General features: G+C 44.7%; 27 protein-coding genes. 13 read left to right on the top strand and 14 right to left on the bottom strand.

The features are described 5' to 3' along the window. The first annotated feature begins 61 nt into the window (after positions 1 to 61). Positions 62 to 523, top strand: a complete 462-nt coding sequence (gene smpB, locus DN53_RS01230; protein WP_129652605.1) for an SsrA-binding protein SmpB — start codon at positions 62 to 64, stop codon at positions 521 to 523. Here smpB and DN53_RS01235 read toward each other — a convergent pair. Then, positions 520 to 1,161, bottom strand: coding sequence for a protein-L-isoaspartate(D-aspartate) O-methyltransferase (locus tag DN53_RS01235; protein WP_129652606.1), 642 nt, complete (start codon positions 1,159 to 1,161; stop codon positions 520 to 522). The two genes, smpB and DN53_RS01235, sit on opposite strands and share 4 nt — an antisense overlap. A gap of 114 nt (positions 1,162 to 1,275) precedes the next feature. On the opposite strand from DN53_RS01235, the gene DN53_RS01240 reads away from it, so the two are divergent. From DN53_RS01240 to DN53_RS01280, 9 genes are read left to right on the top strand one after another with little or no spacing between them, the layout of a single operon-like run. Continuing rightward, on the top strand, positions 1,276 to 2,241 hold the full coding sequence (locus DN53_RS01240) for a Gfo/Idh/MocA family protein (RefSeq protein WP_129652607.1): 966 nt from the start codon (positions 1,276 to 1,278) through the stop codon (positions 2,239 to 2,241). 52 nt (positions 2,242 to 2,293) lie between these two features. After that, positions 2,294 to 3,181 carry a 3-hydroxybutyryl-CoA dehydrogenase gene (locus DN53_RS01245; RefSeq protein WP_129652608.1) on the top strand — a complete coding sequence of 296 codons (888 nt, stop codon included), beginning with the start codon at positions 2,294 to 2,296 and terminating at the stop codon, positions 3,179 to 3,181. A 6-nt stretch (positions 3,182 to 3,187) separates the two neighbouring features. Further along, a complete protein-coding gene (locus tag DN53_RS01250; RefSeq protein WP_129652609.1) occupies positions 3,188 to 4,423 on the top strand; it encodes a DUF1015 domain-containing protein in 1,236 nt (411 codons plus the stop codon). Positions 4,424 to 4,431: 8 nt separating this feature from the next. Then, complete coding sequence (locus tag DN53_RS01255) at positions 4,432 to 5,091, top strand: YggS family pyridoxal phosphate-dependent enzyme (protein ID WP_129652610.1); 660 nt, start codon at positions 4,432 to 4,434, stop codon at positions 5,089 to 5,091. Positions 5,092 to 5,108: 17 nt separating this feature from the next. Then, positions 5,109 to 6,434, top strand: coding sequence for an exonuclease domain-containing protein (locus DN53_RS01260; protein ID WP_129652611.1), 1,326 nt, complete (start codon positions 5,109 to 5,111; stop codon positions 6,432 to 6,434). Positions 6,435 to 6,469: 35 nt separating this feature from the next. Next, positions 6,470 to 7,279 carry an ion transporter gene (locus tag DN53_RS01265; protein ID WP_129653329.1) on the top strand — a complete coding sequence of 270 codons (810 nt, stop codon included), beginning with the start codon at positions 6,470 to 6,472 and terminating at the stop codon, positions 7,277 to 7,279. Continuing rightward, positions 7,276 to 8,205 carry a tRNA (adenosine(37)-N6)-dimethylallyltransferase MiaA gene (gene miaA, locus DN53_RS01270; RefSeq protein WP_129652612.1) on the top strand — a complete coding sequence of 310 codons (930 nt, stop codon included), beginning with the start codon at positions 7,276 to 7,278 and terminating at the stop codon, positions 8,203 to 8,205. Before DN53_RS01265 ends, miaA begins: the two co-directional genes overlap by 4 nt. After that, positions 8,192 to 8,683 carry a gluconokinase gene (locus DN53_RS01275; RefSeq protein ID WP_129652613.1) on the top strand — a complete coding sequence of 164 codons (492 nt, stop codon included), beginning with the start codon at positions 8,192 to 8,194 and terminating at the stop codon, positions 8,681 to 8,683. Before miaA ends, DN53_RS01275 begins: the two co-directional genes overlap by 14 nt. Then, positions 8,680 to 10,014, top strand: coding sequence for a GntP family permease (locus tag DN53_RS01280; protein ID WP_129652614.1), 1,335 nt, complete (start codon positions 8,680 to 8,682; stop codon positions 10,012 to 10,014). The genes DN53_RS01275 and DN53_RS01280 overlap by 4 nt, the downstream gene beginning before the upstream one ends. A 69-nt stretch (positions 10,015 to 10,083) precedes the next feature. Here DN53_RS01280 and DN53_RS01285 read toward each other — a convergent pair whose 3' ends face one another. The 13 genes from DN53_RS01285 to DN53_RS01345 form a co-directional block, all read right to left on the bottom strand. After that, on the bottom strand, positions 10,084 to 10,797 hold the full coding sequence (locus tag DN53_RS01285; protein ID WP_129652615.1) for a response regulator transcription factor: 714 nt from the start codon (positions 10,795 to 10,797) through the stop codon (positions 10,084 to 10,086). Positions 10,798 to 10,806: 9 nt separating this feature from the next. Next, the gene (locus tag DN53_RS01290) at positions 10,807 to 12,390 is read right to left on the bottom strand and encodes a sensor histidine kinase (protein ID WP_129652616.1); all 1,584 of its coding nucleotides are present in this window, start codon (positions 12,388 to 12,390) and stop codon (positions 10,807 to 10,809) included. A 70-nt stretch (positions 12,391 to 12,460) separates the two neighbouring features. Next, complete coding sequence (coaE, locus tag DN53_RS01295; protein WP_129652617.1) at positions 12,461 to 13,051, bottom strand: dephospho-CoA kinase; 591 nt, start codon at positions 13,049 to 13,051, stop codon at positions 12,461 to 12,463. Further along, a complete protein-coding gene (locus DN53_RS01300; protein ID WP_129652618.1) occupies positions 13,048 to 14,004 on the bottom strand; it encodes a CdaR family protein in 957 nt (318 codons plus the stop codon). Before DN53_RS01300 ends, coaE begins: the two co-directional genes overlap by 4 nt. A 2-nt stretch (positions 14,005 to 14,006) precedes the next feature. Further along, a complete protein-coding gene (locus DN53_RS01305; protein ID WP_129652619.1) occupies positions 14,007 to 15,014 on the bottom strand; it encodes a glycosyltransferase family 2 protein in 1,008 nt (335 codons plus the stop codon). Positions 15,015 to 15,130: 116 nt separating this feature from the next. Continuing rightward, the gene (locus DN53_RS01310) at positions 15,131 to 15,943 is read right to left on the bottom strand and encodes an enoyl-ACP reductase FabI (RefSeq protein ID WP_129652620.1); all 813 of its coding nucleotides are present in this window, start codon (positions 15,941 to 15,943) and stop codon (positions 15,131 to 15,133) included. 89 nt (positions 15,944 to 16,032) lie between these two features. Further along, complete coding sequence (gene recN / locus DN53_RS01315; RefSeq protein WP_129652621.1) at positions 16,033 to 17,685, bottom strand: DNA repair protein RecN; 1,653 nt, start codon at positions 17,683 to 17,685, stop codon at positions 16,033 to 16,035. Positions 17,686 to 17,731: 46 nt separating this feature from the next. Beyond that, complete coding sequence (gene porD / locus DN53_RS01320; protein WP_129652622.1) at positions 17,732 to 18,622, bottom strand: type IX secretion system protein PorD; 891 nt, start codon at positions 18,620 to 18,622, stop codon at positions 17,732 to 17,734. Then, positions 18,615 to 19,820, bottom strand: a complete 1,206-nt coding sequence (gene coaBC, locus DN53_RS01325) for a bifunctional phosphopantothenoylcysteine decarboxylase/phosphopantothenate--cysteine ligase CoaBC (protein ID WP_129652623.1) — start codon at positions 19,818 to 19,820, stop codon at positions 18,615 to 18,617. Before coaBC ends, porD begins: the two co-directional genes overlap by 8 nt. Before the next feature lie 3 nt (positions 19,821 to 19,823). Beyond that, positions 19,824 to 20,150, bottom strand: coding sequence for a DNA-directed RNA polymerase subunit omega (locus DN53_RS01330; RefSeq protein ID WP_116217893.1), 327 nt, complete (start codon positions 20,148 to 20,150; stop codon positions 19,824 to 19,826). A gap of 23 nt (positions 20,151 to 20,173) precedes the next feature. Then, positions 20,174 to 21,010: an outer membrane protein assembly factor BamD gene (locus tag DN53_RS01335; protein WP_129652624.1), complete on the bottom strand. Its 837-nt coding sequence runs from the start codon at positions 21,008 to 21,010 to the stop codon at positions 20,174 to 20,176. A 106-nt stretch (positions 21,011 to 21,116) separates the two neighbouring features. Further along, entirely contained in the window at positions 21,117 to 22,007 is an 891-nt protein-coding gene (gene dapA, locus DN53_RS01340) for a 4-hydroxy-tetrahydrodipicolinate synthase (protein WP_129652625.1), read from the bottom strand. Further along, entirely contained in the window at positions 22,007 to 22,552 is a 546-nt protein-coding gene (locus DN53_RS01345) for a DUF6913 domain-containing protein (RefSeq protein WP_417935910.1), read from the bottom strand. The genes dapA and DN53_RS01345 overlap by 1 nt, the downstream gene beginning before the upstream one ends. A gap of 100 nt (positions 22,553 to 22,652) precedes the next feature. On the opposite strand from DN53_RS01345, the gene DN53_RS01350 reads away from it, so the two are divergent. The 3 genes from DN53_RS01350 (at position 22,653) to DN53_RS01360 (ending at position 25,967) form a co-directional block, all read left to right on the top strand. Beyond that, positions 22,653 to 23,369 carry a 5'-nucleotidase C-terminal domain-containing protein gene (locus tag DN53_RS01350; protein ID WP_242502042.1) on the top strand — a complete coding sequence of 239 codons (717 nt, stop codon included), beginning with the start codon at positions 22,653 to 22,655 and terminating at the stop codon, positions 23,367 to 23,369. Beyond that, the gene (locus tag DN53_RS01355; RefSeq protein ID WP_129652627.1) at positions 23,370 to 24,281 is read left to right on the top strand and encodes a bifunctional metallophosphatase/5'-nucleotidase; all 912 of its coding nucleotides are present in this window, start codon (positions 23,370 to 23,372) and stop codon (positions 24,279 to 24,281) included. Positions 24,282 to 24,497: 216 nt separating this feature from the next. Then, complete coding sequence (locus tag DN53_RS01360) at positions 24,498 to 25,967, top strand: zinc-dependent metalloprotease (protein ID WP_129652628.1); 1,470 nt, start codon at positions 24,498 to 24,500, stop codon at positions 25,965 to 25,967. Positions 25,968 to 26,014: the final 47 nt, after the last annotated feature.

The following is a 26,014-nucleotide window of genomic DNA, read 5'->3' on the forward strand; positions in this document are numbered from 1 at the left end:
ATCGTAAAATAAGCCACAACATTACAATTTTCTTACCGAAGAGTTTATATTTTTGCCCTCCATGATGAAAAACATCAACATAAAGAACAAACGGGCCCGATTCGATTACGAGATTTTGGACACCTATACCGCTGGTATTGTATTGGGTGGTACCGAAATCAAATCCATTCGATTGGGAAAGGCCAACCTATCCCAAAGTTTTTGCGAGTTCAATAGCAAGGGAGAATTGTTTGTGATCAATATGCAGATAGATGAATACAGTCATGGCGGGCATTACAACCATATGCCCAAAGCGGAACGAAAACTACTTCTGAATCGAGGAGAACTCCGAAAACTCCGAAAAGAAGTCACTACCACCGGACTTACCATTGTCCCGCTCAATCTCTTTATCAATGACCGTGGTCTTGCCAAAATGAACGTTGGATTGGCCAAGGGTAAAAAACAGTACGATAAACGGGAAACCATCAAAGACCGGGACAACAAACGCAATCTTTCCCGAATCAAGAAAGATTTCAACAACTAGTTCTTGTCCTCCAACAAGGGCACAAACCGAAAAGCACCCAGTTCCTGTTTTTCAAATTCTTTTTCCGATTTTCGTATAAAAAGGGTCATGACTTGCTCATCTACCCCAACGGGAATCACCAACCTACCCCCAACTTTTAGTTGGGACATGAGTGCCTTGGGGACTTCCGGCGCACCGGCAGTCACAATGATGCCGTCAAACGGAGCCTCTTCCGGCAATCCCTTGTACCCATCGCCAAAAATCATCTTCTTGGGTCGATAGTGCATCTTATTGAAAAACAATCGGGTCTTCTTAAAAAGCTCCTGTTGGCGTTCAATTGTGTATACTTTGGCCTTTAAATGGAGTAATACGGCGGTCTGGTACCCACTCCCCGTTCCAATTTCCAAAATGGAATCATTGGGTTTCACTTGGAGCAATTCCGTTTGAAAAGCCACAGTGTAAGGTTGTGAAATGGTTTGTTCCGCACTTATGGGAAAGGCTTTGTCCTGATAGGCATGATCCTCAAAACTACTGTCCAAAAACAGATGCCTTGGTATGGTTTTGATGGCCTCGATCACCTTTTTGTCCGTTATTCCCTTGGCAGACAGCGATTCTGCCAACTTATTGCGCATGCCCCTGTGCTTAAGCGTATCCTTCATGGTATTGGTCTGGTCCACGAATTTAAAAAGTTCTCCAAAAACTTTCCCTTGGTTCCCGTCTTATTTTTATGGAAGAGTGCCGCCATATCCTTATTTTTGACAAAAACAGATACTATGCTAAAAGTTGGTGTCCTGGGTGCGGGACATTTGGGCAAAATCCATCTACGTCTCCTGAACCAATCGGAAAAGTATGAACTTGTTGGTTTTTACGACCCGGATGAGATCAATGCAAAAAAGGTCGCGGCCGAATTTGGCTATACCTATTTTGAAAACATCAACACCTTGATGGATGCTGTGGATGTGGTGGATATTGTTACCCCTACCCTTTCCCATTTCGATTGCGCCAAAAAGGCCATTGAAAAAGGAAGGCACATTTTCATTGAGAAACCCATCACCAACACCTATGAAGAGGCCCAAGAGTTGCTTGCCTTGTCTAAAAAGCATGCTGTAAAGGGCCAAGTGGGACATGTAGAGCGGTTTAATCCGGCTTTTTTGTCGGTAAAGCATAAAATCGGACAACCCATGTTCATTGAGACCCATCGTCTGGCGGAGTTCAACCCAAGGGGTACCGATGTTCCCGTAGTGCTCGACCTTATGATCCATGATATTGATGTGATTTTAAGTGTGGTGGACTCTGGTGTAAAGCAAATCAATGCCAGCGGGGTATCCGTAATCAGTAGCTCCCCGGACATCGCCAACGCCCGAATAGAGTTTGAAAATGGTTGCGTGGCCAATTTAACCGCCAGTCGTATTTCCTTGAAGAACATGCGAAAATCCCGTTTTTTCCAAAAAGACGCCTATATCTCCGTGGATTTTCTGGAAAAAAAGGTAGAGGTGGTAAAAATGAAGGATGCCCCTGAAAATCCTGGTGATTTTGACATGATTCTACAAAATGCCGAAGGAGAGAAAAAACAGATCTATTTTGAAAACCCGGAAATCGAGGTGAACAATGCCATATTGGATGAGCTGGAAACCTTTGCCGATGCCATTCAAAATGAAACCACACCTGTAGTAACCTTGGAGCAAGGCGCAAAAGCCCTTCAAGTGGCCCTACAGATTATAGAATCGTTTGAAAAATAAGATATGTCGTTCCCGACTATACTCGAACTGACATACGTTGAATCCAAATAGCATGAAAAACATAGCAGTGATCGGCGCAGGGACCATGGGCAACGGAATCGCCCATGTTTTTGCACAAAATGGATTTCAAGTCAATCTTGTTGATATTTCTCAAGCTTCCCTGGACAAAGGGATTGCCACCATCACCAAGAATTTAGATCGGATGTTGGCCAAGGAGGTCATTGACCAAGGCACAAAAGAAAGCACCTTAGGCAATATTACCACCTATACCGATTTGAAGGATGGAGTTTCCTCTGTAGACTTGGTGGTCGAGGCTGCTACCGAGAATTTAGACATCAAACTCAAGATTTTTAAGGATTTGGATGAAATCTGCAAAGCAGAAACCATTTTGGCCACCAATACCTCATCGATTTCCATCACCCAAATCGGTGCGGTTACCCAACGTCCGGATAAGGTCATTGGAATGCACTTTATGAATCCTGTCCCCATCATGAAACTGGTGGAGATCATCCGTGGATACAACACTTCGGATGCCGTGACAAAAACTATTATGGAGCTTTCCCAAAAGTTGGGAAAAACTCCAACTGAGGTGAACGATTATCCCGGGTTTGTGGCCAATCGCATTCTTATGCCCATGATCAACGAAGCCATTGAGACCCTCTACAACGGAGTGGCCGGTGTCCATGAAATAGACACGGTGATGAAACTGGGCATGGCACATCCCATGGGACCTCTGCAATTGGCGGATTTTATTGGACTCGATGTCTGCCTCTCTATTTTGAACGTGATGTACGATGGGTTCAAAAACCCAAAATATGCCCCTTGTCCCCTGTTGGTGAATATGGTCATGGCCGGAAAATGGGGTGTAAAATCAGGTGAAGGTTTTTACGATTATTCCGAGTCCAGAAAAGCGGAGCATGTTTCTACGCAGTTCAAATAGATTTGCATGGCCCTTGTAAAACCTTTTAAGGCCATAAGGCCCACCAAGGACAAAGTCTCCTTTGTGGCATCGCGTTCGTATGAGGAATATTCCAAAGATGAACTGAAATCGGTATTGAAGTACAATCCACTTTCCTTTCTACACATCATCAATCCCGGGTTTAAGTTTGATAAGAACATCAGCGGAAAAGAGCGGTTCCGATTGGTCCACAATCGCTATTTGGAGTTTTTGGAGGAACATATTTTCCAAAAAGACGAACAAGCCTGTTTTTACCTCTATCAAATTGAAAAAGATGATTTCACAAGTTTGGGGTTCTTTTGCGCCTGTAGTGTAATGGATTATCGGACGGATGTCATCAAAAAACATGAGGATACCATTCAACACCGGGAACGGATTTTTGCCGACTATTTGCATGCCGTTGGCTTCAATGCGGAACCCGTTTTGATGACCTACGAAGATGATGACCAAGTCCATAGGATTTTTCAAAATGAAATCCAGCATCCACCTGAATTCGACTTTTCCACCCCGGATAGGGTAAACCACAAGATGTGGAAGATTTCAGATCCAAAAACCATTGGACAAATTGAGTCACTTTTCGACCAAAAGGAAGCTCTTTATATTGCCGATGGACATCATCGCAGTGCTTCTTCCAATCTTTTGGCCAAAAAAATGGAGCAACAAAGCAAAGCCCACACCCACAATGACTCCTATAATTTTTTTATGGCGTACCTCATTCCAGAATCACACATTAAAATCCATGGGTTCAATCGTATGATCAAAGACCTAAATGGTCTTACCGCAAAGGAGTTCTTGATTAAGTTGGATGGATATTTTCGAATTGAAAAACAGGAAAATGGATTCCGAAGACCTCTCAAAAAACATCATTTCTGCATGTATTTGGACGGCGAATTTTATTCACTCCATCTTAGAAGGACCAACTATACCTTTACGGATGCCTTGAGCAGATTGGACACTCAAATTCTGTGCAAGACCATTTTGGAGCCTATTTTAGGGATAACGGACCTACGGAACGACCAACGCATCTCCTATGGTCATGGCAAGGGCAGCCCCATTGCGATGAAGGAATGTGTGGATGAGGGGGAATTTGCGGTAGGATTTAGCATGGCACCCATAACCATGGAAGAAATCAAGGCCATTGCCGATGCCGGTTTGGTGATGCCCCCCAAGAGTACGTATATTGAGCCTAAACTACGAAGTGGTTTGGCGATTTACGAATTTTAAAAACACTTATGTCAATACAGGATAATCTGAAAGCCATAAAAACGGAATTACCCGAAGGAGTGACCTTGGTAGCGGTTTCCAAGACCAAGCCCAATGAAGCCATCATGGAGGCCTATGAGGCCGGACAGCGGGTGTTTGGTGAAAACAAAGTACAGGAAATGACCCAAAAATGGGAAACACTCCCCAAGGATATCGAGTGGCATATGATTGGTCATTTGCAGCGTAACAAGGTAAAATACATGGCCGAATTTGTCTCGTTGGTCCACGGCGTGGACAGTCTACGGTTGTTGCAGGAAATCAACAAACAGGCCCAAAAACACAACCGAGTGATTCCTTGTTTGCTACAAATGCATATTGCCGAGGAGGACACCAAATTTGGGTTGGATGAATCTGAATTGCAAGAACTCGTCCAATCCGAAACCTTCAAAGCCATGGAAAATATAAAAGTTGTAGGATTGATGGGAATGGCCACCTATACCTCGGACAAAACCCAGGTCAGGAAGGAGTTTGCCCACCTCAAGGTTATTTTTGACTCGCTAAAACAAGAACTTTCCGATATTTCGGTACTCTCTATGGGCATGAGCGGAGATTATACCCTGGCCATTGAAGAAGGAAGTACCATGGTACGTATTGGAAGTAGTATCTTTGGAAGTAGAAACTATTCATAAAACAGCAAAGCAGTTTCATGTACGCCATACTCGACATTGAAAGTACCGGAGGAAAATACAATGAGGAAGGTATCATGGAAATTGCCATCCACCGGTTTGATGGGCACCAGGTAGTGGACAAGTTTATCTGTCTGATCGACCCGGAACGTGAAATCCAGCCCTTTGTCTCCAAGCTTACGGGAATCAACAATAAAATGCTTCGTTCCGCCCCAAAATTCCACGAGGTGGCCAAGCGAATCGTGGAAATTACGGAGGGGGCCATATTGGTGGCCCATAACGCCCAGTTTGATTACCGTATCCTCAGGACCGAATTCAGGCGTTTGGGATACGACTATCAACGAAAAACCTTGTGTACCGTAGATCTGTCCCAAAAATTGATTCCAGATGCAGAATCGCACAGTTTGGGAAAATTGGCGCGTTCCCTTGGGATTCCCATGAGCGACCGTCACCGGGCCAACGGGGATGCCATTGCTACTGTTAAACTTTTTAAGCTCTTGTTGAGCAAGGATTCCGACAAGGGCATCATTAAAGAGGTCATTCGCGAAGCGGCCCATGGTGAACTCTCCCCCAATCAACTGGATATGGTGGTTTCCCTCCCCTCGGAAACAGGGGTATATTATATGCATGACAAAGAGGGGGACATCATTTTCCTTGGAAAGACCACCAACATCAAAAAAAGGGTCAACCAACACTTTACCAATGTGGGAGGTCTGGCCCGAAAACTCCAAAAGGAGACCAAAAGGGTCTCGTACGAGCCTACTGGCAGCGAACTGATCGCCCTCTTGAAAGAATACCAGGAATTGCGTAAGACCAATCCCCGTCACAACGGCAACAAAAAAAGAAAACTCTTTTCCCATGTGGTAAGCTTCAACCAGAATGGTTCAGGGCACATTACTTTGGGTATCGAAAACGGTACTTCCCAAGCCACCCAAAAGATACGGTTCAACGGAGTTGCCTCCGCCAAGAATTTTTTGGATCGGATACAGTCCGAGTTTGACCTCTGCTACTCTTCTTTTGATAAAAAGGCAGCGGATAGTGATACCAAGGAAACTGCACATAACTGCAATGAAAAAGTCAACTCTGCCTTCAACAGGTATAGCATCCACAGCAAGGACGTGGTGCTTGTGGACCGAGGCAGGGAAACTGGGGAACGCAGTTTCATTCTTATCAAAAATGGTCAACTTCAAGGCTTTGGATATGTGGAACTCAATCATCAAATGAATAATATTCATATATTGGAATCCATAATGACGACCATGTCGAGTGATGAGAACACCGCATTTATCATTGAATCTTATTTGCGAAAGAACCATAGGATCAAAACCATAGCGTTAACCCCTTAACCTTGAAAGAACAGAACGCACAGCCCGGTTGGAAAATGAAACTTCATGAAATCATTTATGAAGCAGACACCCCCATGGGAAGGTTGTTTGACATTGCCCTGTTCTTTTTGATCATTCTTAGTGTAATCCTGGTCATGCTGGAAAGTGTGAAGGACATTGACCAAAACTACCACAAAACACTATTGACCTTGGAGTGGGGCGTTACCATCTTCTTTAGTTTGGAGTACATTGCCCGGGTCATCAGCATAAAAAAGCCGTGGAAATATATATTCAGTTTTTACGGCATCATCGACTTTATTTCCACCATCCCATTATACATCAGCTATATTCTGGCCGGGTCGCAGGTACTTTTGGCCGTGCGGGCGTTCCGCCTTTTGCGGATTTTCCGGATTTTGAAATTGGTAAAGTTTATCGGGGAGGCCTCACAATTACAGTCGGCCCTGAAGGCCAGCCGCACCAAAATTGCCGTTTTCATCTATGTGGTCCTGATCCTTTCCGTAATCTTGGGTACTTTAATGTACCTTATTGAAGGGGACGAGGCCGGTTTTACCAGTATTCCCCGAAGCATCTATTGGACCATTGTGACCCTGACCACCGTTGGGTATGGCGATATTGCCCCACAGACCAGTCTAGGGCAATTTATGGCGACAGTGATCATGATTTTGGGATACGGTATCATTGCCGTTCCCACAGGAATTGTCACTGCGGAGTTTTCCCGTAGCAAAAAGGGACGGGCAGATGACCAAAACATGGTTCATGTAAACACCCAGGCGTGCCCAAGCTGTTCCGCCGAAGGGCATCGCGACGATGCCACGCATTGCTATAACTGTGGCCATTCGTTATGAGTTCCAAAGTACTGATAGCAGTGGTGGGACCCACGGCCATAGGAAAGACCGCCTTGGGAATTCTCTTGGCCAAACATTTTAAAAGTGAAATTGTTTCCGCGGATTCCCGGCAATTTTTCAAAGAGATGGAAATCGGTACCGCTGTTCCCTCTTCCGAGGAATTGAAGGCCGTTCCTCACCATTTCATCCAACACAAAAGCATTTTTGAGCCTTATTCGGTAGGGGATTTTGAAAAGGAGACCATTGCGTTGTTGAACGCATTGTTCCAAAAAATGGATGTGGCCATCATGGTAGGTGGAAGTGGATTGTATGTGGACGCGGTAGTCTCAGGTTTGGATGAATTCCCGGACGTGGACCCCAAAACCCGGGAGTCCCTTAACGAGCGACTGGAAAAAGAGGGGTTAAAAAGTCTTCAGGACGAATTGAAAAAGAGAGACCCTGCTTATTATCACATAGTGGATCTGGAAAACCCACATCGCTTGATACGGGCACTAGAGGTTTGCATCACCGCCAACAAGCCCTATTCCTCCTTTTTGAACCAAAACAAGCCCCAAAGAGCGTTCAAAACCCTATATGTAGGCATTGAAGCACCACGGGAAACCATTTATGAACGTATCAACACCCGAGTTGACCTGATGATGGAGGCTGGATTATTGGAAGAAGCCAAAAAATTGCATCCCCACAAACATCTAAATGCACTACAAACAGTTGGTTACAAAGAACTTTTTGAATATCTTGATGGACACTGTTCCTTGGAAATTGCCGTGTCCGAAATCAAAAAGAACACCAGACGCTTTGCTAAGCGGCAATTGACTTGGTTGCGAAAAAACGAAAATATACTCTGGGTGAACCACGATACAAAACCAACAGATATTCTTACAGCGGTATCGGACCAACTAAAAATCCTTCACCATGACCAAGACTAAGGTGCTTGTGGTCATGGGGGTAAGCGGTACGGGTAAAACTACTGTGGGCAAGTTGCTTTCGGAACAATTGGGGTATCCTTTTTTTGATGGGGATGACTTTCATCCCGAAGAAAACATCAACAAGATGGCTTCTGGCAAGCCGTTGAATGATGATGACCGAAAAGGATGGCTCCTAAAATTGAACCAACTGGCCCTGCAACAGCACAATGTTGGGGCCGTAATAACCTGTTCTGCGCTAAAAAAGGCCTATCGGAGCCTTTTAAGGGCCGGTATGGGAAGTGATATGCAGTTTATCTACCTGAACGGCTCCTTTGATTTGGTCAAGTCCCGTTTGGAGAACAGAAAAGATCATTTTATGCCCATTGCCCTATTGAAGACGCAATTTGAGGCCCTGGAACCTCCTTCCAAGGCCATTGCCGTATCCATAGCGCAACAGCCCGATCAAATTGTGCAAGAAGTCCTAAAACAGCTCAAATGACCGATACCAATTTGTTTGTTGCCGTAATTGCAGGCATTGCCATTCTTCTTTTTTTGATTTTAAAGCTTCGTATACATGCTTTTATAGCTCTGTTGATCGGAAGTATTGCCGTGGGCTTGATTGCAGGATTGGACGCCAAGCAGATGATAGACACCATCCAAAAAGGGATGGGTGGTACCCTAGGGTTTGTAGCCACCGTAGTAGGACTGGGAGCCATTTTCGGAGGCATCTTGGAAGCATCGGGTGGCGCCAAGACGATTGCGGACTTCATGATTTCCAAATTTGGGTTGAAAAATGCCCCCTCCGCCATGGTCGTATCGGGTTTTTTGATTGCCATTCCGGTTTTCTTTGATGTGGCCTTTATTATTCTGGTGCCCATGATCTATGCCTTGCAACGAAAGACCGGGAAGTCACTATTGCTATATGCCATTCCCCTTTTGGCCGGATTGGCGATAACCCATGCCTTCATCCCGCCCACGCCAGGTCCCATTGCCGTAGCCGATATCATAGGAGTGGATTTGGGTTGGGTCATTTTAATGGGTTTTTTGGCTGGAATTCCCACTGCCTTGATTGCGGGACTGGTCTTTGGAAAGTACATCTCCAAAAAAATATTCGTTGAAGCACCAAAACAGATTGAGGACCAAAAGTCCAATAACCTTCCTCCAATCGGTCAGACGCTATGGATCATAGGCCTTCCCATCATATTGATTCTCACCAACACCTTATTTTCGGCAGGGACGTTCAAGGTGGATGCATCCGTTTTGAATTTTATTGCTTTGGTCGGCCACCCTTTTTCCGCCTTGATCATTGCCAATTTGCTGGCATGGTATGTGTTTGGTATCCGAAAAGGGTTTTCCAAGGACCAGCTTCTTAAGATATCGACCAAATCCCTGACCCCTGCTGGGACCATTATACTGTTGACGGGCGCAGGTGGCGTCTTCAAACAGGTCTTGACAGAAACAGGAGCCGGGGAACTTTTAGCCACCTCATTGGGCAATGCCGGAATACCAATTCTGATCTTCGCCTATATCAGTGCTGCCATCGTTCGGGTCATCCAAGGATCATCTACCGTGGCCATGATCACTGCCGCCGGATTGGTTTCACCTTTGGTGGTCAATTCGGGAATGAATTCTGTGGAATTGGCCTGTATGGTCATCGCCATTGCTTCAGGGGCCAGTATTTTTTCCCATGTGAACGATAGCGGCTTTTGGCTGGTGGGACAGTACTTGGGTATTTCAGAAAAACAGACCTTTAGGTCTTGGACCGTCATGACCACCATTTTATCTGTAGTGGGAATGTTTTCGGTATGTTTGGTATACTTGTTTGTGTAGATCCCCGGCAACTTTCAGCACAAAAAAAGCCGCCCAACGGACGGCTTCAAAGTATTTAAAAATCTTTTTCTATTGATTTTCAGCTTTGACAACTAATCTGAACCCTTCTCCGTGAATGTTGAGGATTTCTACCGTATCGTCACGTTTTAGATATTTTCTAAGCTTGGCGATATATACATCCATACTTCGGGAAGTAAAATAATTATCGTCTCTCCAGATTTTGGTCAGTGCCAATTCACGGGGCATCAAATCATTCTCGTGCAAGGCCAGCAAACGCAATAGTTCATTTTCCTTGGGAGATAGCTTAATAGGCTCTTCATCCTTGAATTTTAGAAACCGTAGTTTGGAATTCAAATGGAAGTTTCCAATTTGGAACTCAAATTGCTTACTGTCAGCCAAAGTGCTGGATGCCTTTCTTTGAAGTATGGCTTTAAGCTTCATCAGCAACACCTCGGAATCGAAAGGCTTGTTCAGGTAATCGTCCGCACCGGCCTTATATCCCTTGAGCACATCTTCTTTCATGGTCTTGGCGGTAAGGAATATGATGGGAACGTTCTCGTTTTTTTCACGGATTTCCTTGGCAAGGGTAAATCCATCTTTATAAGGCATCATCACATCCAAGATACAGACGTCATAATTGTCCTTTTTAAATTTTTCAAAACCTTCCATTCCGTTTTTGGCCAGAACCACATCAAAGTCGTTCATGGACAAATAATCCTTTAGGACAATCCCAAAATTTGGGTCGTCCTCCACCAATAATATCTTCTTTTTTTCTGTTTCCATAGTTTGCTTTTAAATTAGTGGGAGTTTTATGAAGAAGGTGCTTCCTTTTCCTTTTTCACTTTCTGCATAAACCTCACCTTGATGGTCGTCTGTTATTCTTTTTACATAGGCCAATCCCAATCCATGGCCCTTTACGTTATGGATATCACCGGTATGTTCCCGGTAAAACTTCTCAAAAACCTTTTTGAGTACGGCCTTGCTCATCCCAGCCCCTTGGTCCTGTACCTTGATAATGATATTGTTTTTCACCACCTCGGTGTACACATCTATTTTAGGGGACTCTGGAGAGTATTTTATAGCATTGTCCAAAATGTTCACGATGACGTTGGTCATGTGCATGTCATTGGCCAAAATCTCTGACCTTTCCGCATCCAGATGGGCGTTCACATAACCTCCCCTATCTTGGACTATCAATTCCACATGGGCAATGGCGTCACCAATAATGTCGTGCAAGTCTACCCTGTCCTTACTGATATCCAGCTGGTTTTTCTCCAATTTGGATATGCGCAAAACATTTTCCACTTGAGCGTGCATACGTTTGTTCTCGTCCCTGATCATCCCCAGATACCGCAACACTTTTTCCTTGTCCTCTATGATCTTTGGATTGCGAATGGCTTCCACTGCCAAGTTGATGGTAGCAATGGGAGTCTTGAACTCATGGGTCATATTGTTGATGAAATCCGATTTGATCTCAGATATCTGTTTTTGCTTTATCAACTGGTATATGGCACTGGAATATGCCACCAAAATCACCAAAGTGAATATCAAGGACAATAGCGCCATTCCCATAATGGAGCTGAACAGGAACTTATCCATCTTGGGGAACGTAAGCAACAAAGAAAAATTGGTAAACCCTTCGCTATCCTTAAAAATTGGGGCTTTGTACATCTTGGTCCCCGAAAACTTGAACTTTTTGGACCTGATCTTGGTAGGGTAGCCTTGACTATACACCCCATACTCATAATCAATGTCAATATTCCTGTTTTTCAGCTCTTGACTCAACAGAAGTTCCAATTCTTGGTTGGACACTCTTTTATGAATGGGCCGGGTCTTGGCATATTCCATAAAAACATCCTCCCAAGCCGCTTTGTCTATCTTGGAAAGTCCACCAATCTTTTCCGCCCTCTGAATAGGGGTCAAACTATAACTCTTCCCATCCAATCCATATTCTTCCTTGAATATGGCCTTGGTACGCTTGCTGGTATAGTTCCTGAACGTAGTGGTATCTTCCTCTCCGCCTATGTTATCAAAGAACGTAGATGTTATATTGTAATCTTCTTCAAGGATTCCGTGGGAATAAAAAAGAATCTCATCAGAGTTTAAATCCCGGTCCACGAACAAAAAATTCCTGAACTGGGTGCTTTTGGGCTGACCAATACTATCCACAAGTGAAGCCAAACGATCGGAATAGTCTTTCATCTCCTTCATTTCCACCCTACTGGCCACTTTGTCCAATATATCCGTGACTGTCCTTGAAAATTGTTCTTCCTTGTCGTTTATGGATGTCCGTATCCAATACACTTGAACGAATATGATCCCCACCAGGGACATACTCATAAGAATGACGAGAAGAACGAATAGCTTCTTGTTCATTGGGTCAAAATTAAATATTTAACATTTAGGCCTTTGGCCGTTTAACCTAACCTTAACAAAAATGTTAAAATTATGAAGAGCTCAAGGTTACAAGTCTGGCATGAAGTTCTCCAACCTTGTTCTTTGTAGTTTCCAAATCTGTGTTGACAATACAAAACTGGGCCAAGTCCACTTTTTGGGCATCATCCATTTGGTTTCCCATGCGGTCCAGTACTTGTTGTTCGGAGATTCCGTCCCGTTCCACGACCCGTTGTAATCTCGTATTCAGCGGAGCAGTCACCAAAACAACAAAATCATACTGGTCTTGGGAGCCATTCTCAAAAATAAGTGCAGTTTCCTGGATGACATATGGTGCTTTCTGCATATCCGCCCAAGCCAAAAAATGTTTCCGGACCGCAGGGTGAACTATTCCATTCAATTGCTCCAATAATTCGGGGTCATTAAAGACCTTTTGGGCAATGAACGATCTGTTGAGCGTATCTTCTTGGTATGCATCCTCACCAAGCAGATTTATAATCTCTTCCTTCAATTTTTTTGAAGAGTGCATCAATTTTTTGGCCTCAACATCCGAATCATAGACCGGAACACCTAAATCCATGAACATCTGCGCCACTGTGCTTTTTCCACTTCCGATGCCTCCTGTAAGTCCTACTATCTTCATTCTTGCTCCAATACAAAGTTCACCGAGGGTTCCTGCAATTTAACATCGTAAACATTTTCGGGGCTTTTGCTCAGCTTAAGAAAGAGTATATTCTTATCTGCCCCATTCAGTTGTCCATAATCCGCAGTAACCCCAAAATCATTGAGGGATAGCTCTTTTAATCGGTCTACAGTAGCCTTGCAAAGCACTGTTACCACATTGGGAAAGGTCTTTACCTGATATCCTTCGGGCAGATTGACTACCTGAACGGGTACCTCGAATACTTTCTCGGAAAACCGTACCACCTTTCCCGAGACCTTGACCCTTCCGTTGGAGAAAATGGTATTGTCCAATCCCTTGGGAAAAACCAAAGGGACTTCCCTTGAAAAATCAGCGGATAGGTTTGCCAGTTGAATAGGTCCCGTCACAATGGACTTCAAAGTATCCACTTCATTTCCCGGTCCCTTGACCACCACAAGGCTTGGGGTGATTTCCAATGCTCCATCCAAAATGTAGTTGGGTTGAAATTGAAGGATTAGATCGGCTTTCACGGGCACTTCCTTGGACACTACCTGATAGAGGTCAACATTCAATTGATTCTGTCCCAAATCCATCAGTGAAATGTTTTGGGACAACTGTTGTTCTATCTGCTTTTTCAAGACTGCCTCCGTCAATACATATTTCCCATTTTGATAGGTCACTTGGGACACATCCAAATCAATACGCTTCTTGAAAAAATTAAAGTACAAAAACTGAAACCCGCTGGTCCTCAACTTGGCCTCAAGGGTGTTTTCTGAATTCTTGCCCAACAAAAGTGTATCGGGAAGGTTCCTGTAATTGATGGTAAAATCGGCCCTGGATTCATAGGATTCGGATAGATTGCTTAAAAACCAAGCCAAAAAAGAGCACAGCAAGAATAGCGAAAACACTTTCACTTTTCTTTGATTGAGGCCGTGCAATAGTTTTTTGAACACTTCTACTTTTTCTTAAAAAACAGCTTTGGAAACAGTTCTTCAGGTTCCTTCTTACTAAATGTAAGCAAGATTGTGGACTTGAAAAAACCTATTCCATATCCCGCAAACTGTGTCAACGCCGCAAACAGGGCCAAAATGGCCACTTTTAGGTTCGCGTTCTTGAGCAAGGCATCAACAAACAGCAGTAAAAAATAGAAGCCGTACAACACCAATGGCAGTAAAATGCCCATCAAGGCCAATACAAGGGACACACAGAGTCCCAACATAAAAAAAGTAGGGAACCAATAGGTTGGACGAGCGGTGCCAGGGTGCCAAAGGTTTAAAATGGGGCGTACCATTCCAAACTTGTTCACTTGAATGTAGAATTTATTCCAGTCAATACGCCTTTTGTGGTACACATACGCATGGGGAAACAAACGGGTATCAAATCCCGCCTTCCAAATCCGAAAGGTCAAATCAGGGTCTTCCCCGGGATGGATACGTCCAAACCCTCCCGCTTTTTCAAAAGCTTCCTTGGAGATTCCCATATTGAAGCTACGCGGCTGAAACTTTCCCACGGACTTTTTCCCACCGCGGATACCCCCGGTTGTAAAAAAGGATGTCATTACATAGTTGATGGCCTTTTGAACCGTGGTAAACGATGCATCAGCAGCATCGGGACCACCAAAACAGTGTACAAATTCCCTCTCAAGCTCCTTATACACTTCAGCGAGGTACTGCTTGGGCAAAATACAGTCCGAATCCAAGATGATATAGTAATTCCCCTTGGCCTTTTGCATACCAAAGTTACGGGAATCCCCTGGCCCGGAATTCTCTTTGTAGTAGTAGGAAATGGCAAGGTTATCCTGAAAAGTCTTTACCTCCTCTTCAGAACTGTCCGAAGAACCATCTTCCACAATAACCACCTCAAAATCTTTCTGAAAGGTCTGTTTGGAAAGACTTTCCAACAACTCCCGAATTTCGTCGGGCCTGTTGTACACGGGAACCACTATGGATAAAAGAGTGTTCATAAAAGTATTGATGTCAGTTCGAGCGCAGTCGAGAACGCTTTAAAAATCCTGAATACGTAATATACATCTCGACTGCGCTCGATGTGACAACCGAAAACCTCTTTGGTCTAGGTTAGTTATTTGGTAAATTCATCGATTACCTCTTGGCTTACGCCTGTATTGGAAAACCCGCCATCATGGAAGAGATTCTGCATGGTCACTTTCTTGGTCAGATCAGAAAAAAGACTCACGGTATAATCGGCACAATCAGCAGCCGAGGCGTTGCCCAAAGGCGACATTTTTTCGGCATAATTGATAAAGCCATCAAATCCTTTTACCCCTTGGCCTGCAGTAGTGGGCGTAGGAGACTGTGAAATGGTGTTTACCCGTACTTTTTTCTCTTTTCCAAAGAAATAGCCAAAGCTTCTGGCCACCGATTCCAGATACGCCTTGTTGTCGGCCATATCATTATAATCAGGAAAAGTTCGTTGGGCTGCCATATAGGTAAGGGCCACGATACTGCCCCACTCGTTCATGGCATCGGCCTTATATAGGCTCTGCATTACTTTATGGAAGGAAAGTGCCGAAACATCCCAGCCCTTTGCGGTAAAATCATAGTTCTCATCAGTGTAGTGTTTTCCTTTTCGCACGTTTACGGACATTCCTATGGAATGAAGCACAAAGTCCAATTTTCCTCCTAAGATTTCCGTGGCCTTTTCCACAAGGTTGTTCAAATCTTCCTCATTGGTGGCATCGGCAGGGATGATCTCTGAATTGGTCTTCGCCGCCAATTCCTTGATTTGTCCCATCCGCATGGCAATCGGTGCATTGGTCAATACAAATGTACCGCCTTCCTCATGCACGCGTTCAGCCGTTTTCCAAGCGATGGAATTCTCATCCAAAGCTCCAAAAATAATTCCTCTTTTTCCTTTTAAAAGATTATACGCCATAGGTGTTTTGCTATTGTTGGTTCTGCGACAAAGATATTTATTCTATTTTGAAGTTTTGTGCTTTTTGGGCAAATGTATGGTCCATGCCCTTACTGCAAAAGCTGCCTTGCATGGGCCAAGGCCGATTCGGACAGGGACTTACCTCCCAACATCTCGGCCAATTCCTGGACACGTTCGTCAACACTGAGCTTTTTCATTTGGGTACTGGTACTCCCCTCCTGCTCTTCCTTGAACACCTTGAATTGATGCTGGCCCTTTGAGGCCACTTGCGGCAAGTGGGTGATGGAAAATACCTGCATGGTCTTGCTCATCTGTTGCATAATCTCTCCCATTTTGTTTGAAATTTCGCCGGAAACGCCCGTATCAATTTCATCGAACATCATGGTGGGTAATTGTTCGTATGTGGCCAGAATGGACTTTATAGTGAGCATAATTCGGGACAACTCCCCTCCCGAAGCTACCTTTTTCAATTCTCCGTAGTTAGAACCCTTATTGGCTGAAAACAAAAAGATCAAATCGTCTTTGCCGTTTGTTTTGAAGGTATTAGTTGGATTTACCTCAATCTTAAAACTTGCCGAAGGCATACCCAAAGCGGACAGGTTCTCTTGCAACATATCTTTAAGTTGCGGAATGACCGATTGCCGGGCTTTGCTTATTTTGCCGGCCCAATCATCTACCTGTTTGGTAATTTGAGTAACCTCTGCTCGTTTGGCGTCAATCTTTGCTTCAATATTGGCGACCGCTTCCACTTTTTGGGACAGTTCTTCCCGTATTGCAATAAGTTCATCCACGGTAGCCACATGATGCTTTTTCTGTAGATCGTACAACAGCTGCAATTGTCCATTCACCGTTTCCAGACGCTCTGGATTGGCCTCCACGGCATCCTTCATGCTTTCCAACTCCGAAGCAATATCATCCGTCTCAATTAGGACTGACTGAATCCTCTCGTTGAGGGAGGCGTAGACGGAACCAAAACCTGACAGGCTTTGAAAGGCCCGTTTTAAATCGGCCAAGCGTCCCAAAATCCCCATCTGTTCCTCATTCAGAAGCTGGTATCCGGCCGCCAGATGCTCCATGATCTGCTCCACATTGTTCAACTGCTCATATTCGTCTTCCAACTCTTCCTGCATTCCAAGTTTTAATTTGGCTGCTTCCAATTCTTGCAATAGAAAACTATTGTACTCGTGCTCCTTATCGGCATTGGATTGAAAATCCTCCAATTCCCGTAATTCTTTTGAAGCCTTTGTATGTTGGGCCAAATGGACCTTGTATTGTTGTAGATTTTCCGAGTTGGCAGCGAGTGCATCCACCACCTTTAATTGAAAGTCGTTTTCCGTTAAACGAAGGGTTTGGTGTTGGGAATGTACATCCACCAACCTATCGCCTAATGCTTTGAGCACATCCAAAGTAACCGGGGTATCATTGACAAAAGCCCTTGACTTACCACTGGGCAAAATCTCCCTTCGAACGATGGTCCGGTCCTCATAGTCCAGATCATTTTCCGTAAAAAAGGGTTTTAACCCATATTTGGAGATATCGAATTCTGCCTCGATCACGCATTTTTGCTCGATGTTCTTAAGCGATGATAAATCCGCCCGTTTGCCCAAAACCAAGGAAAGCCCACCCAACAAAATGGATTTCCCCGCCCCTGTCTCCCCTGTAATGGTAGTAAAACCATTGGAAAAGGTGACATTGACATCGTCAATCAAAGCATAGTTTTGGATGGAAAGATTTGCTAGCAAATTGGAAAATTTTCTCCGTAAAGATAATTGTCTTTGGAGAACTGCGCTAGTAATTTATTTCGTTCCAGGTATTGGAATAAAACGGGGCCACTTTGTTCAGGGTTTCCTTAAGCTTTACAATATCGATCTTAGGCCCATCGGAAAAGATGTTTTGGATTTCCTCTGATTTGGCATCGAAGAAGGTCTGGATCAAGAAGGCATTGGGGCGCCTTTTGATCAAGGTCTCGAACAAACGAAGACTCCCGGCGATCACCTGCTTTCCTGTGCTGTTGTTATCCCCAAGGATATCCAATCCCTTTCTGTGGTAATTGTACATGGCAATGCGGTATTCCCGGAACGAATTGCTCAAAAGATTGTCCACCAACTCGAAACGGGTACGTTCCCCGGTTTCTTGGCTCCATCCGCTGTAGTTGGAACCCTGCGCCTGGGTCACAATGTTCTGGGCCTTTCGGTAATGATCGCCACCACCTTCCAAGGAAAATGTATCGGCATCCAATCCCAAGACCACGTAGACGTAGTATGAAATAACCCCCACCAGATTGGAATCGAACACATTAGGGTTATACACCAACGGTTGAAATTCTTGATACTGGAAATTAAAGGCATCGTCCTTGTAGTTAAAAACCGGACTTTCATAAGAGGTGTTGAACACCGGACGGGAAGATTGTATCTGGACATTGGCCTCAAAACGATCGGATTCGTACTGGGTCACCGTAATAAACATCCGCGCATTGACCCTTTCGTTTTCCCGATAGACCCTATTGGTCCACTTGGTATTGTTCACAAAATCATTCAATGAACGCTCCAGTGTCTTGAAAATCTGCTGATTGGTCTGACCCACTTGGTCCGAATTGACCGTGATCACACAATTGAGCTCCTGTGCGGAAACCGCCAAAGAAACAAGTAGAAAAAAAGTGGACACTAGTATGTTACGCATGGATGGCTGCAATGATTTCTTCCCAAATATCCGAGGCCACTTCGGGCTTCGTCTTCAATCCAAACGTTTTTATCCCCAAATTCTTATCAATGAAGGTAATTTTATTGGTAGCTCCGCCAAAACCAGCCCCATCGTCTTTAAGGGAGTTCAGTACAATGGCATCCAGATTCTTGCGCTGTAGTTTGCCTTTGGCGTTATCAAGTTCATTTTCCGTCTCCAAGGCAAACCCGACCAAAAACTGATGGGTCTTGGCTTCCCCCAATGAAAGAAGAATATCAGGATTCCGCTCCAATTCAATATGCAAGTCCCCTTTCTTCTTTTTCATTTTCTCCTTGGCCACATGCTTGGGTCGATAGTCGGCCACGGCCGCCGCACAAATGGCAATATCGGTTTCAGCATAATGCTCATTGCAGGCATCGTACATCTCCTGGGCCGAAGTGACCCTTATCAATTTCACCGAAGGGTGCTCTATGGACAGGTTTACAGGTCCAGAGACCAAAATCACCTCTGCTCCCAAATCGGCCGCTTTTTTGGCCAGTTCAAAGCCCATGGTCCCAGAAGAGCGGTTACCCAAAAACCGGACAGGGTCCAAAGCTTCGTGTGTAGGTCCTGCCGTGATGAGTACTTTCTTTCCTTTCAAAGGCAATCCTTCCGTCAAATGGTCTTGAAGAAAGCTTACAATGTTTTTAGGTTCTGCCATGCGACCTTCACCATGCAATCCACTGGCCAATTCCCCAGACTCAGCGGGAATCAGGATGTTACCAAATGACTTCAATTTTTCAATGGAAGCTTTCGTGGAAGGGTGTTGATACATGTCCAAATCCATGGCCGGAGCAAAATACACCGGACATTTTGCGGACAAATAGGTAGCCAAAAGCAGATTATCGCATACCCCATTGGCCATTTTGGAGAGGGTATTGGCCGTTGCAGGTGCTATGAGCATGATATCGGCCCACAGACCGAGTTCCACATGATTGTTCCATGAGATACTGCCATCTTCTTCATTGACGAAATCGGTGAGCACCGGATTCTTGGACAAGGTGGACAGCGTAAGGGGGGAAACAAAAGAGCCGGCACTCTGGGTCATCACTATTTTGACCTGGGCACCAGCTTTTATCAATAATCTGACCAGAAATGTGGTCTTGTAGGCGGCAATTCCCCCGGTAATACCTAAAAGGATATTTTTACCGCCCAACATTTCTTAGGCGTCTTTCTCTGTATTTCTGTAGTAGATTTTGTCTTCCAACCACTCCAATACGGCCAAGGCATGTGGTTTTGGCAACTTTTCGTAGAACTTGGAAACCTCAATCTGCTCCTTGTTCTCAAAAACCTCTTCCAAGCTATCGCTGTACGTGGCGAACTCTTCCAACTTTTCCAACAATTCCTTTTTGATTTCGGAATTGATTTGGATGGCACGTTTGGAAGCTATGGAAATGGCTTCGTAAATGTTCCCGGTCTTATCATCGAACTCGTTCCTGTTCAAGGTCACTGTGGAAACCGGGGCTTTTGTATTTTTCAAATCTTGCATATGCAACTGTTTTAAAAAACTATTTATTTGGAATCGGAAATAACGGTAAACGCGCTCAACTCCTTTTGAATCTTATCGGAAAGGTTGTCGGCCTTCTTTTTGAATTTCGATTCAGGATAGTAGCGCAATAGATTTTTATACGAATCAAGAGCTTCTCTAAGACGCTCCTCCTTTTTATTGTTGACACTGTTCAAGGCCAATGTGGCCGTAGCTTCGATACGATAGTACAATGCCTCTTCCCTATAAATGGAACCTGGATTGTCCGAAACAAAGTTATCCAATGCGGTAATCGCCGAAACCAATATGGAATAATCCCAAGCACCCAATTTGTTGAACTGCTTGGCAATCTCCATCTGTTTCTTCTCTTTTTTGGAAGTCAACTCCTTGGCCATGGTATTGGCCTCTTCAAAGTGCTCCGATTCTGGATAGGTGTTGATAAAGGTCTGGAGCTTGGCCAAGGCTTTATCGGTATCCGTCTGATCCAAAGAATAGGCCGGGGAAAGCATATAATAGCTTTTGGCTCCCATAAAACTGGCCTCTTGAAGTTTTTCGCTCTTGGGATACGATTTCATGAAACGTTCAAACTGATACCCAGAAAGATAATAATCCTTGTTCTGGAAGTAACTGTCGGCGAAAAAGAACATCACCCTTTCACCTTGTGGTCTTCCCACATACTTTGGGGCAATCTGCTCAAACAATCGGACAGCTCTTTTATAGTCGCCTTCCTCATAGAGTTTTTCGGCCATGTCGTATTTAACCTTTACGTCCTCATTTTTAAGCGCTTTTTGATACTCGCTACAGGACGAAAGAAAAACTATCGCAAACAGAAAAGGGAGAATGGACCTCATTTTCAAAAACATTTTGCAAAATTAGTGATAATGAACGGATTTAAAAAAAGAATTTGGTACCCAAAAGTAAGGGGTACCATGGCCACTCACCAAGGTTTTGGGCAAGTTTTAACTTTATTTAGGCATGTGCGGTGTCCAATGCCCGCAAAAAAGTACCTATTCTGGTCTTGAGCGAAGCCGTGGCTTCCACCAAGGGCAAGCGCACCGTAGACCTACAAAGCCCAAGGCTTTCAAAGACACTTTTTATCCCGGCAGGGTTGCCTTCCTCAAAAATAAGCTGCATCAAAGGCAATAGGCTATGGTGTATTTGATAGGCCTCATCCACACTCTCTTCCAGCCCAAGGTTGATCATTTTGGAAAATTGACTGGGCAATCCCTGTCCCAAAACAGAGATTACACCTGCACCACCCGCCAAAACGGTAGGAAGTGCCGTAAAATCATCCCCTGAAATCACCATAAAGCCCTCAGGCTTTCCTTTGATGATCTTGTCAATCTGTACCATATCACCACAAGCTTCCTTGATGCCAATAATATTGGGGACGTCATGCGCCAACCGCAATGTGGTTTCCGGCAACATATTGCTTCCTGTTCTGGAAGGTACATTGTATAGTATGATTGGTTTTGGGGAAGCCTTCGCTATAGCCTTGAAATGCTGATATATTCCTTCTTGCGTAGGTTTGTTGTAATACGGGGAAACGGACAGTATGGCATCAAAATCGGACAGATCAAGGGTGCTCAATTCCTCTGCAACTGCAGAGGTGTTGTTCCCGCCAACTCCCAATACCAAGGGCAATCTCCCAGCATTGGTGCGTACCACAACATCCATGGCCAAAAGTTTATCGGCCTTGGACAAGGTAGCGGATTCCCCAGTGGTCCCCATGACCACAAGATAATCTACCCCACCCTGGATATTGTGCTCCACAATCTGCTCCAAGGCGTTCACATCAACCGAAAAATCTTCTGTAAAGGGGGTTACCAAAGCAACGCCCGTTCCTACCAACTGTTCCATTACAATTCTTTTAGAACCTTCAAGTATTTTTTTAACTCTCCCTTGAACAACTCAAAATCCTTCAAAGGTGTACTTAAGATCAAATCATTGACTTTGGGATCCTGTGTTCCCAAACCCACTTTCAATCGGGCTTGGGCCTTTACGGACAACAACTTCATCATGAGGTTGTCTTCCTCGTAATAGTTGATCAACATATCATATTCCCTACCCAAAAACTCCAGAACGTAACCGTTCTCTATTTGTCCTTTCCATCCCAAATCCCTATCGGAGTACATTTGTATGGCATAAGGGGAGCTTTTGTCGTATTCCCGTTTATAACCAATGATCTTTATGGCATTGGGTTTTAGGGAATATTCACCGATCAACTCATAAAAGGCCTCTGCATTCTGAAAATTATCGGCATCCACTATACAGCCTATGCTGGTAATTCCCTTTTCCCGGTTTACGGGAACAGGAGGTTTTTCCATTTCCTCCTTTAAATATTTAAGCCCTGATTTAACCTTAAATTTATCTTGGAGCCCCTTTATAAACATAATTTTATGCATTTTTACAAAGGTAAATATTCTACCAAGACTACATGACAAAGATACGCAGGTGAGTGTTTTAAAATTAAAACAGTTTGTTATATTTATAACATTATGTTCTGTGGTTTCCTGCAAAGAGGGACCTCAGCAGCTTTCAAAAATCGAGGGGAAACAGCTTCCCATCAATGCTTCGTTGGAGGAAGTGGATTCCATTGCATCCTTTATTGCGCCATTCAGGAACCGGATAAACGAAGTGCTGGACAGTACTCTGGCGTATGCCCCAAAACCCTTTTTGTTGGATGATGGCAAACGCAATACCTCCATGGGCAATCTCATGGCCGACATTGTTTTTGAGGAAACCGCGCCCATATTCAAATCCAGGACCGGAAATGATCTGGATTTTGTGGTCCTCAACTACGGCGGGGTCCGTTCCATAATTTCCGAAGGAAAGGTGAGTGCCCGGAATGCCTATGAGGTCATGCCTTTTGAAAACAGGATTGCCATCGTGGAAATGAGCGGTTCGGCAGTGCGGGAACTTATTTCCTTTTTAATCAATGCCACCCGAAGGCACCCTTTTTCGGGTATGCAGATCGTATTGGATAAAAAGGGCAGTTTGGAATCGGTGAACATCCAAGGAAAGCCCTTTGATGAAACCCGAAGCTATTTTGTGGGTACATCGGACTATCTGGTACAGGGTGGACCCAGTATTGGTTTTTTTAAGGACACTATTTCCACGACCGACGTAGATTACCTCCTCCGCAATGCCATAATTGACCACTTTAGAAAAGCGGACACCTTGAATGCCATAGTTGATGATAGATTTATACAATTGGATTAAATGAAACGAAGGGACTTTATTACCAACACGGCGGCAGCATCCACTTTGGTGGGTATGGGCGGACTGGGTCTTAGCTCCTGCTCCAACCTAAACGGAAAAAAAATCACCATTCTCCACACCAATGATGTACACAGTCATATTGACCCTTTCCCAAACTCGCACTCCCAATATCCCAACTTGGGCGGGGTGGCGCGAAGGGCAACTTTAGTGGAGCAGATACGTAATGAGAATCCCAATACCTTGCTTTTTGATGCCGGGGATATTTTTCAGGGTACTCCCTATTTCAATTTTTATGGGGGCGAACTGGAGTTTAAACTGATGAGCAAGCTCAAGTACGACGCCGCTACCATTGGCAACCACGATTTTGACAATGGTGTGGACGGACTATTGGCCCAAATGCCCTACGCCTCGTTTGATATGCTATCGGCCAACTACGATTTTTCCAACACGGTCATGGATGGCTATGTAAGGCCTTACAAAACCTATATGGTGGATGGCATCAAAATTGGCGTATACGGCCTCGGCATTGCCTTGGACGGGCTGGTGACCAAAAGTCTCTACAAAGAAACCCGGTATTTGGACCCGTTTGAAATGGCCTCGGACATGGAACGCCAGCTCAAGGAAGAAGAACAGTGCGACCTTATCATCTGTTTGTCCCACTTGGGGTATGATTATGAGAATCCTCAACGTCCTTCCGATACGCAATTGGCGCAACGCACCCACCACACCCAATTGATTATTGGAGGACACACCCATACTTTTTTGGAAAAGCCCGATGTCCGCATCAACCAAAATGGGGATTCCGTATTGGTGAACCAAGTAGGCTGTTATGGCCTGAATGTGGGCCGAATCGATTTTTATTTTGATGCCACGAAAAAGGCCACGGCTCAAGGAGTGAGTATTTCCGTTTAGGAGCACAATTGAAAATGGGCAATGAACAATACTGTCCTCATTCAGCTTGACAATTGGGCTTCAACTTACCAACCATACCTCGGATAAAACCCTCAATTTATCCGATGAAATGCAGCTTTCCCCTCGCTTCATATTGTTAACCTAAAAAAGTGGAACAAACCCTTTGTTTTTCGTTAAATTTTTAACATTTTAGAGGAATCACACAAACCATTATATATGAAAGAAAAGACTTTTACCCTACACCCCAAACATCTTTCCCTATCCCTACTCTTTAGCTTTCTTTTGATCTCATCCATTTCATTGGCACAAAGCCAACAGTCCCTTCCAGGACCAATTAGTCAATTGACGGTAAACAGCAATGGCGACATTGCCTGTGAAATCCATGCTACCGATGCCGCAGCGGCAACCCATCACAGTATTGGGAGCGCACGCTCCGGACTGCGGATGAACGGAAGCGTTAAATCCGCTTCAAACACCAAAAAATCCGCGACAGGTGCCAATATTATTGTGGACTATTACAATTTTGACCCTGCGCTGCCCGTGGAAGATTTTATCATTGCCGCCACAGCGTTCCAATCTGCAGTGAATGCATGGGCGAGCCTATTGTCCTCGGACACCCCTATTTTCGTGGCAGCCGTTTTTCAACCTTTGGATGAAGGCGTTTTGGGCTCTGCAGGTCCCACCAGTGTTTTTGCCAACGCCCCGGGGCTGGAGCGAAACACATGGTATGGCAACGCCTTGGCCGATAAGCTCTCTGGTGAAGACCTTTCTCCCGAAAGCTATGATATCATCGCCAACTTCAGTACGGTTTTTCCAAACTGGTACTATGGCACCGATGGCAATACCCCTGCTGGCATGTACGACTTTAAGTCTGTGGTGCTGCATGAACTGGGTCATGGACTGGGCTTCTTCGGTTCTTTGTATGTGGACAACGAAACCGGTGTTGGAGATTACGGATTTGGCATTCCCAATCCCATTTTCCCGGCCATTTATGACCGATTGGCCCATTCAGCTGACGGAAAATCCATCTTGAAGGAAAACAAATACGGGAATTTTACCACGGAACTGGGCGATATGCTCCTTTCCGGCCCTTTGACCGCCAAGGGACCCCGAATCAAGGGAACCACCCAAGGTAAAGGCGCCCAAGTGTTCACCATTTTGGATTCCGATATTTTAGGAGGTGAAATCCCGGGGCTTACCGATATTTGGTTGCCCGGCTCAAGTTATTCGCACTTGGATTATTTCACCTACGCGGGCGGACCCAACGGACTTATGGTTCCGTTTTTGTCCACAGGAGCCTCTTTTGATGGTCCCGGCCCCATTGTCCTTTCCATTTTTGATGACATAGGATGGAACGGGAAGGTGAACCGTGGAATCATGGAAAGTCCCAACGCACAGGATGATGGAGGGGATGACCCTTCGGCCGGAGCTGATAATGTAGTGGCCGTGTATCCCAATCCTTTTTCAAGCAACATCAATATTACCTTATTGGAGGGACGGTCTATTAAAAAGGCCATCCTTACCGATGGTGGAGGCTATAAATACACGGTTCCCAAAGGGAAAATAAGCAGTGGACCGCAGACTACCTTGGATCTATCCAGTTCCAAAGGGCCTGCCGGACTATACTTCCTTCAATTGACGTATGATGACAATTCCAGTGAAGTGGTGAAACTGTTCAAACAGTGACAATACCACCTAAATAGTATAGAAAATGCCGACTTTTAGTCGGCATT

Source organism: Flagellimonas olearia (assembly GCF_004150225.1).
GTDB classification, from domain to species: domain Bacteria; phylum Bacteroidota; class Bacteroidia; order Flavobacteriales; family Flavobacteriaceae; genus Flagellimonas; species Flagellimonas olearia.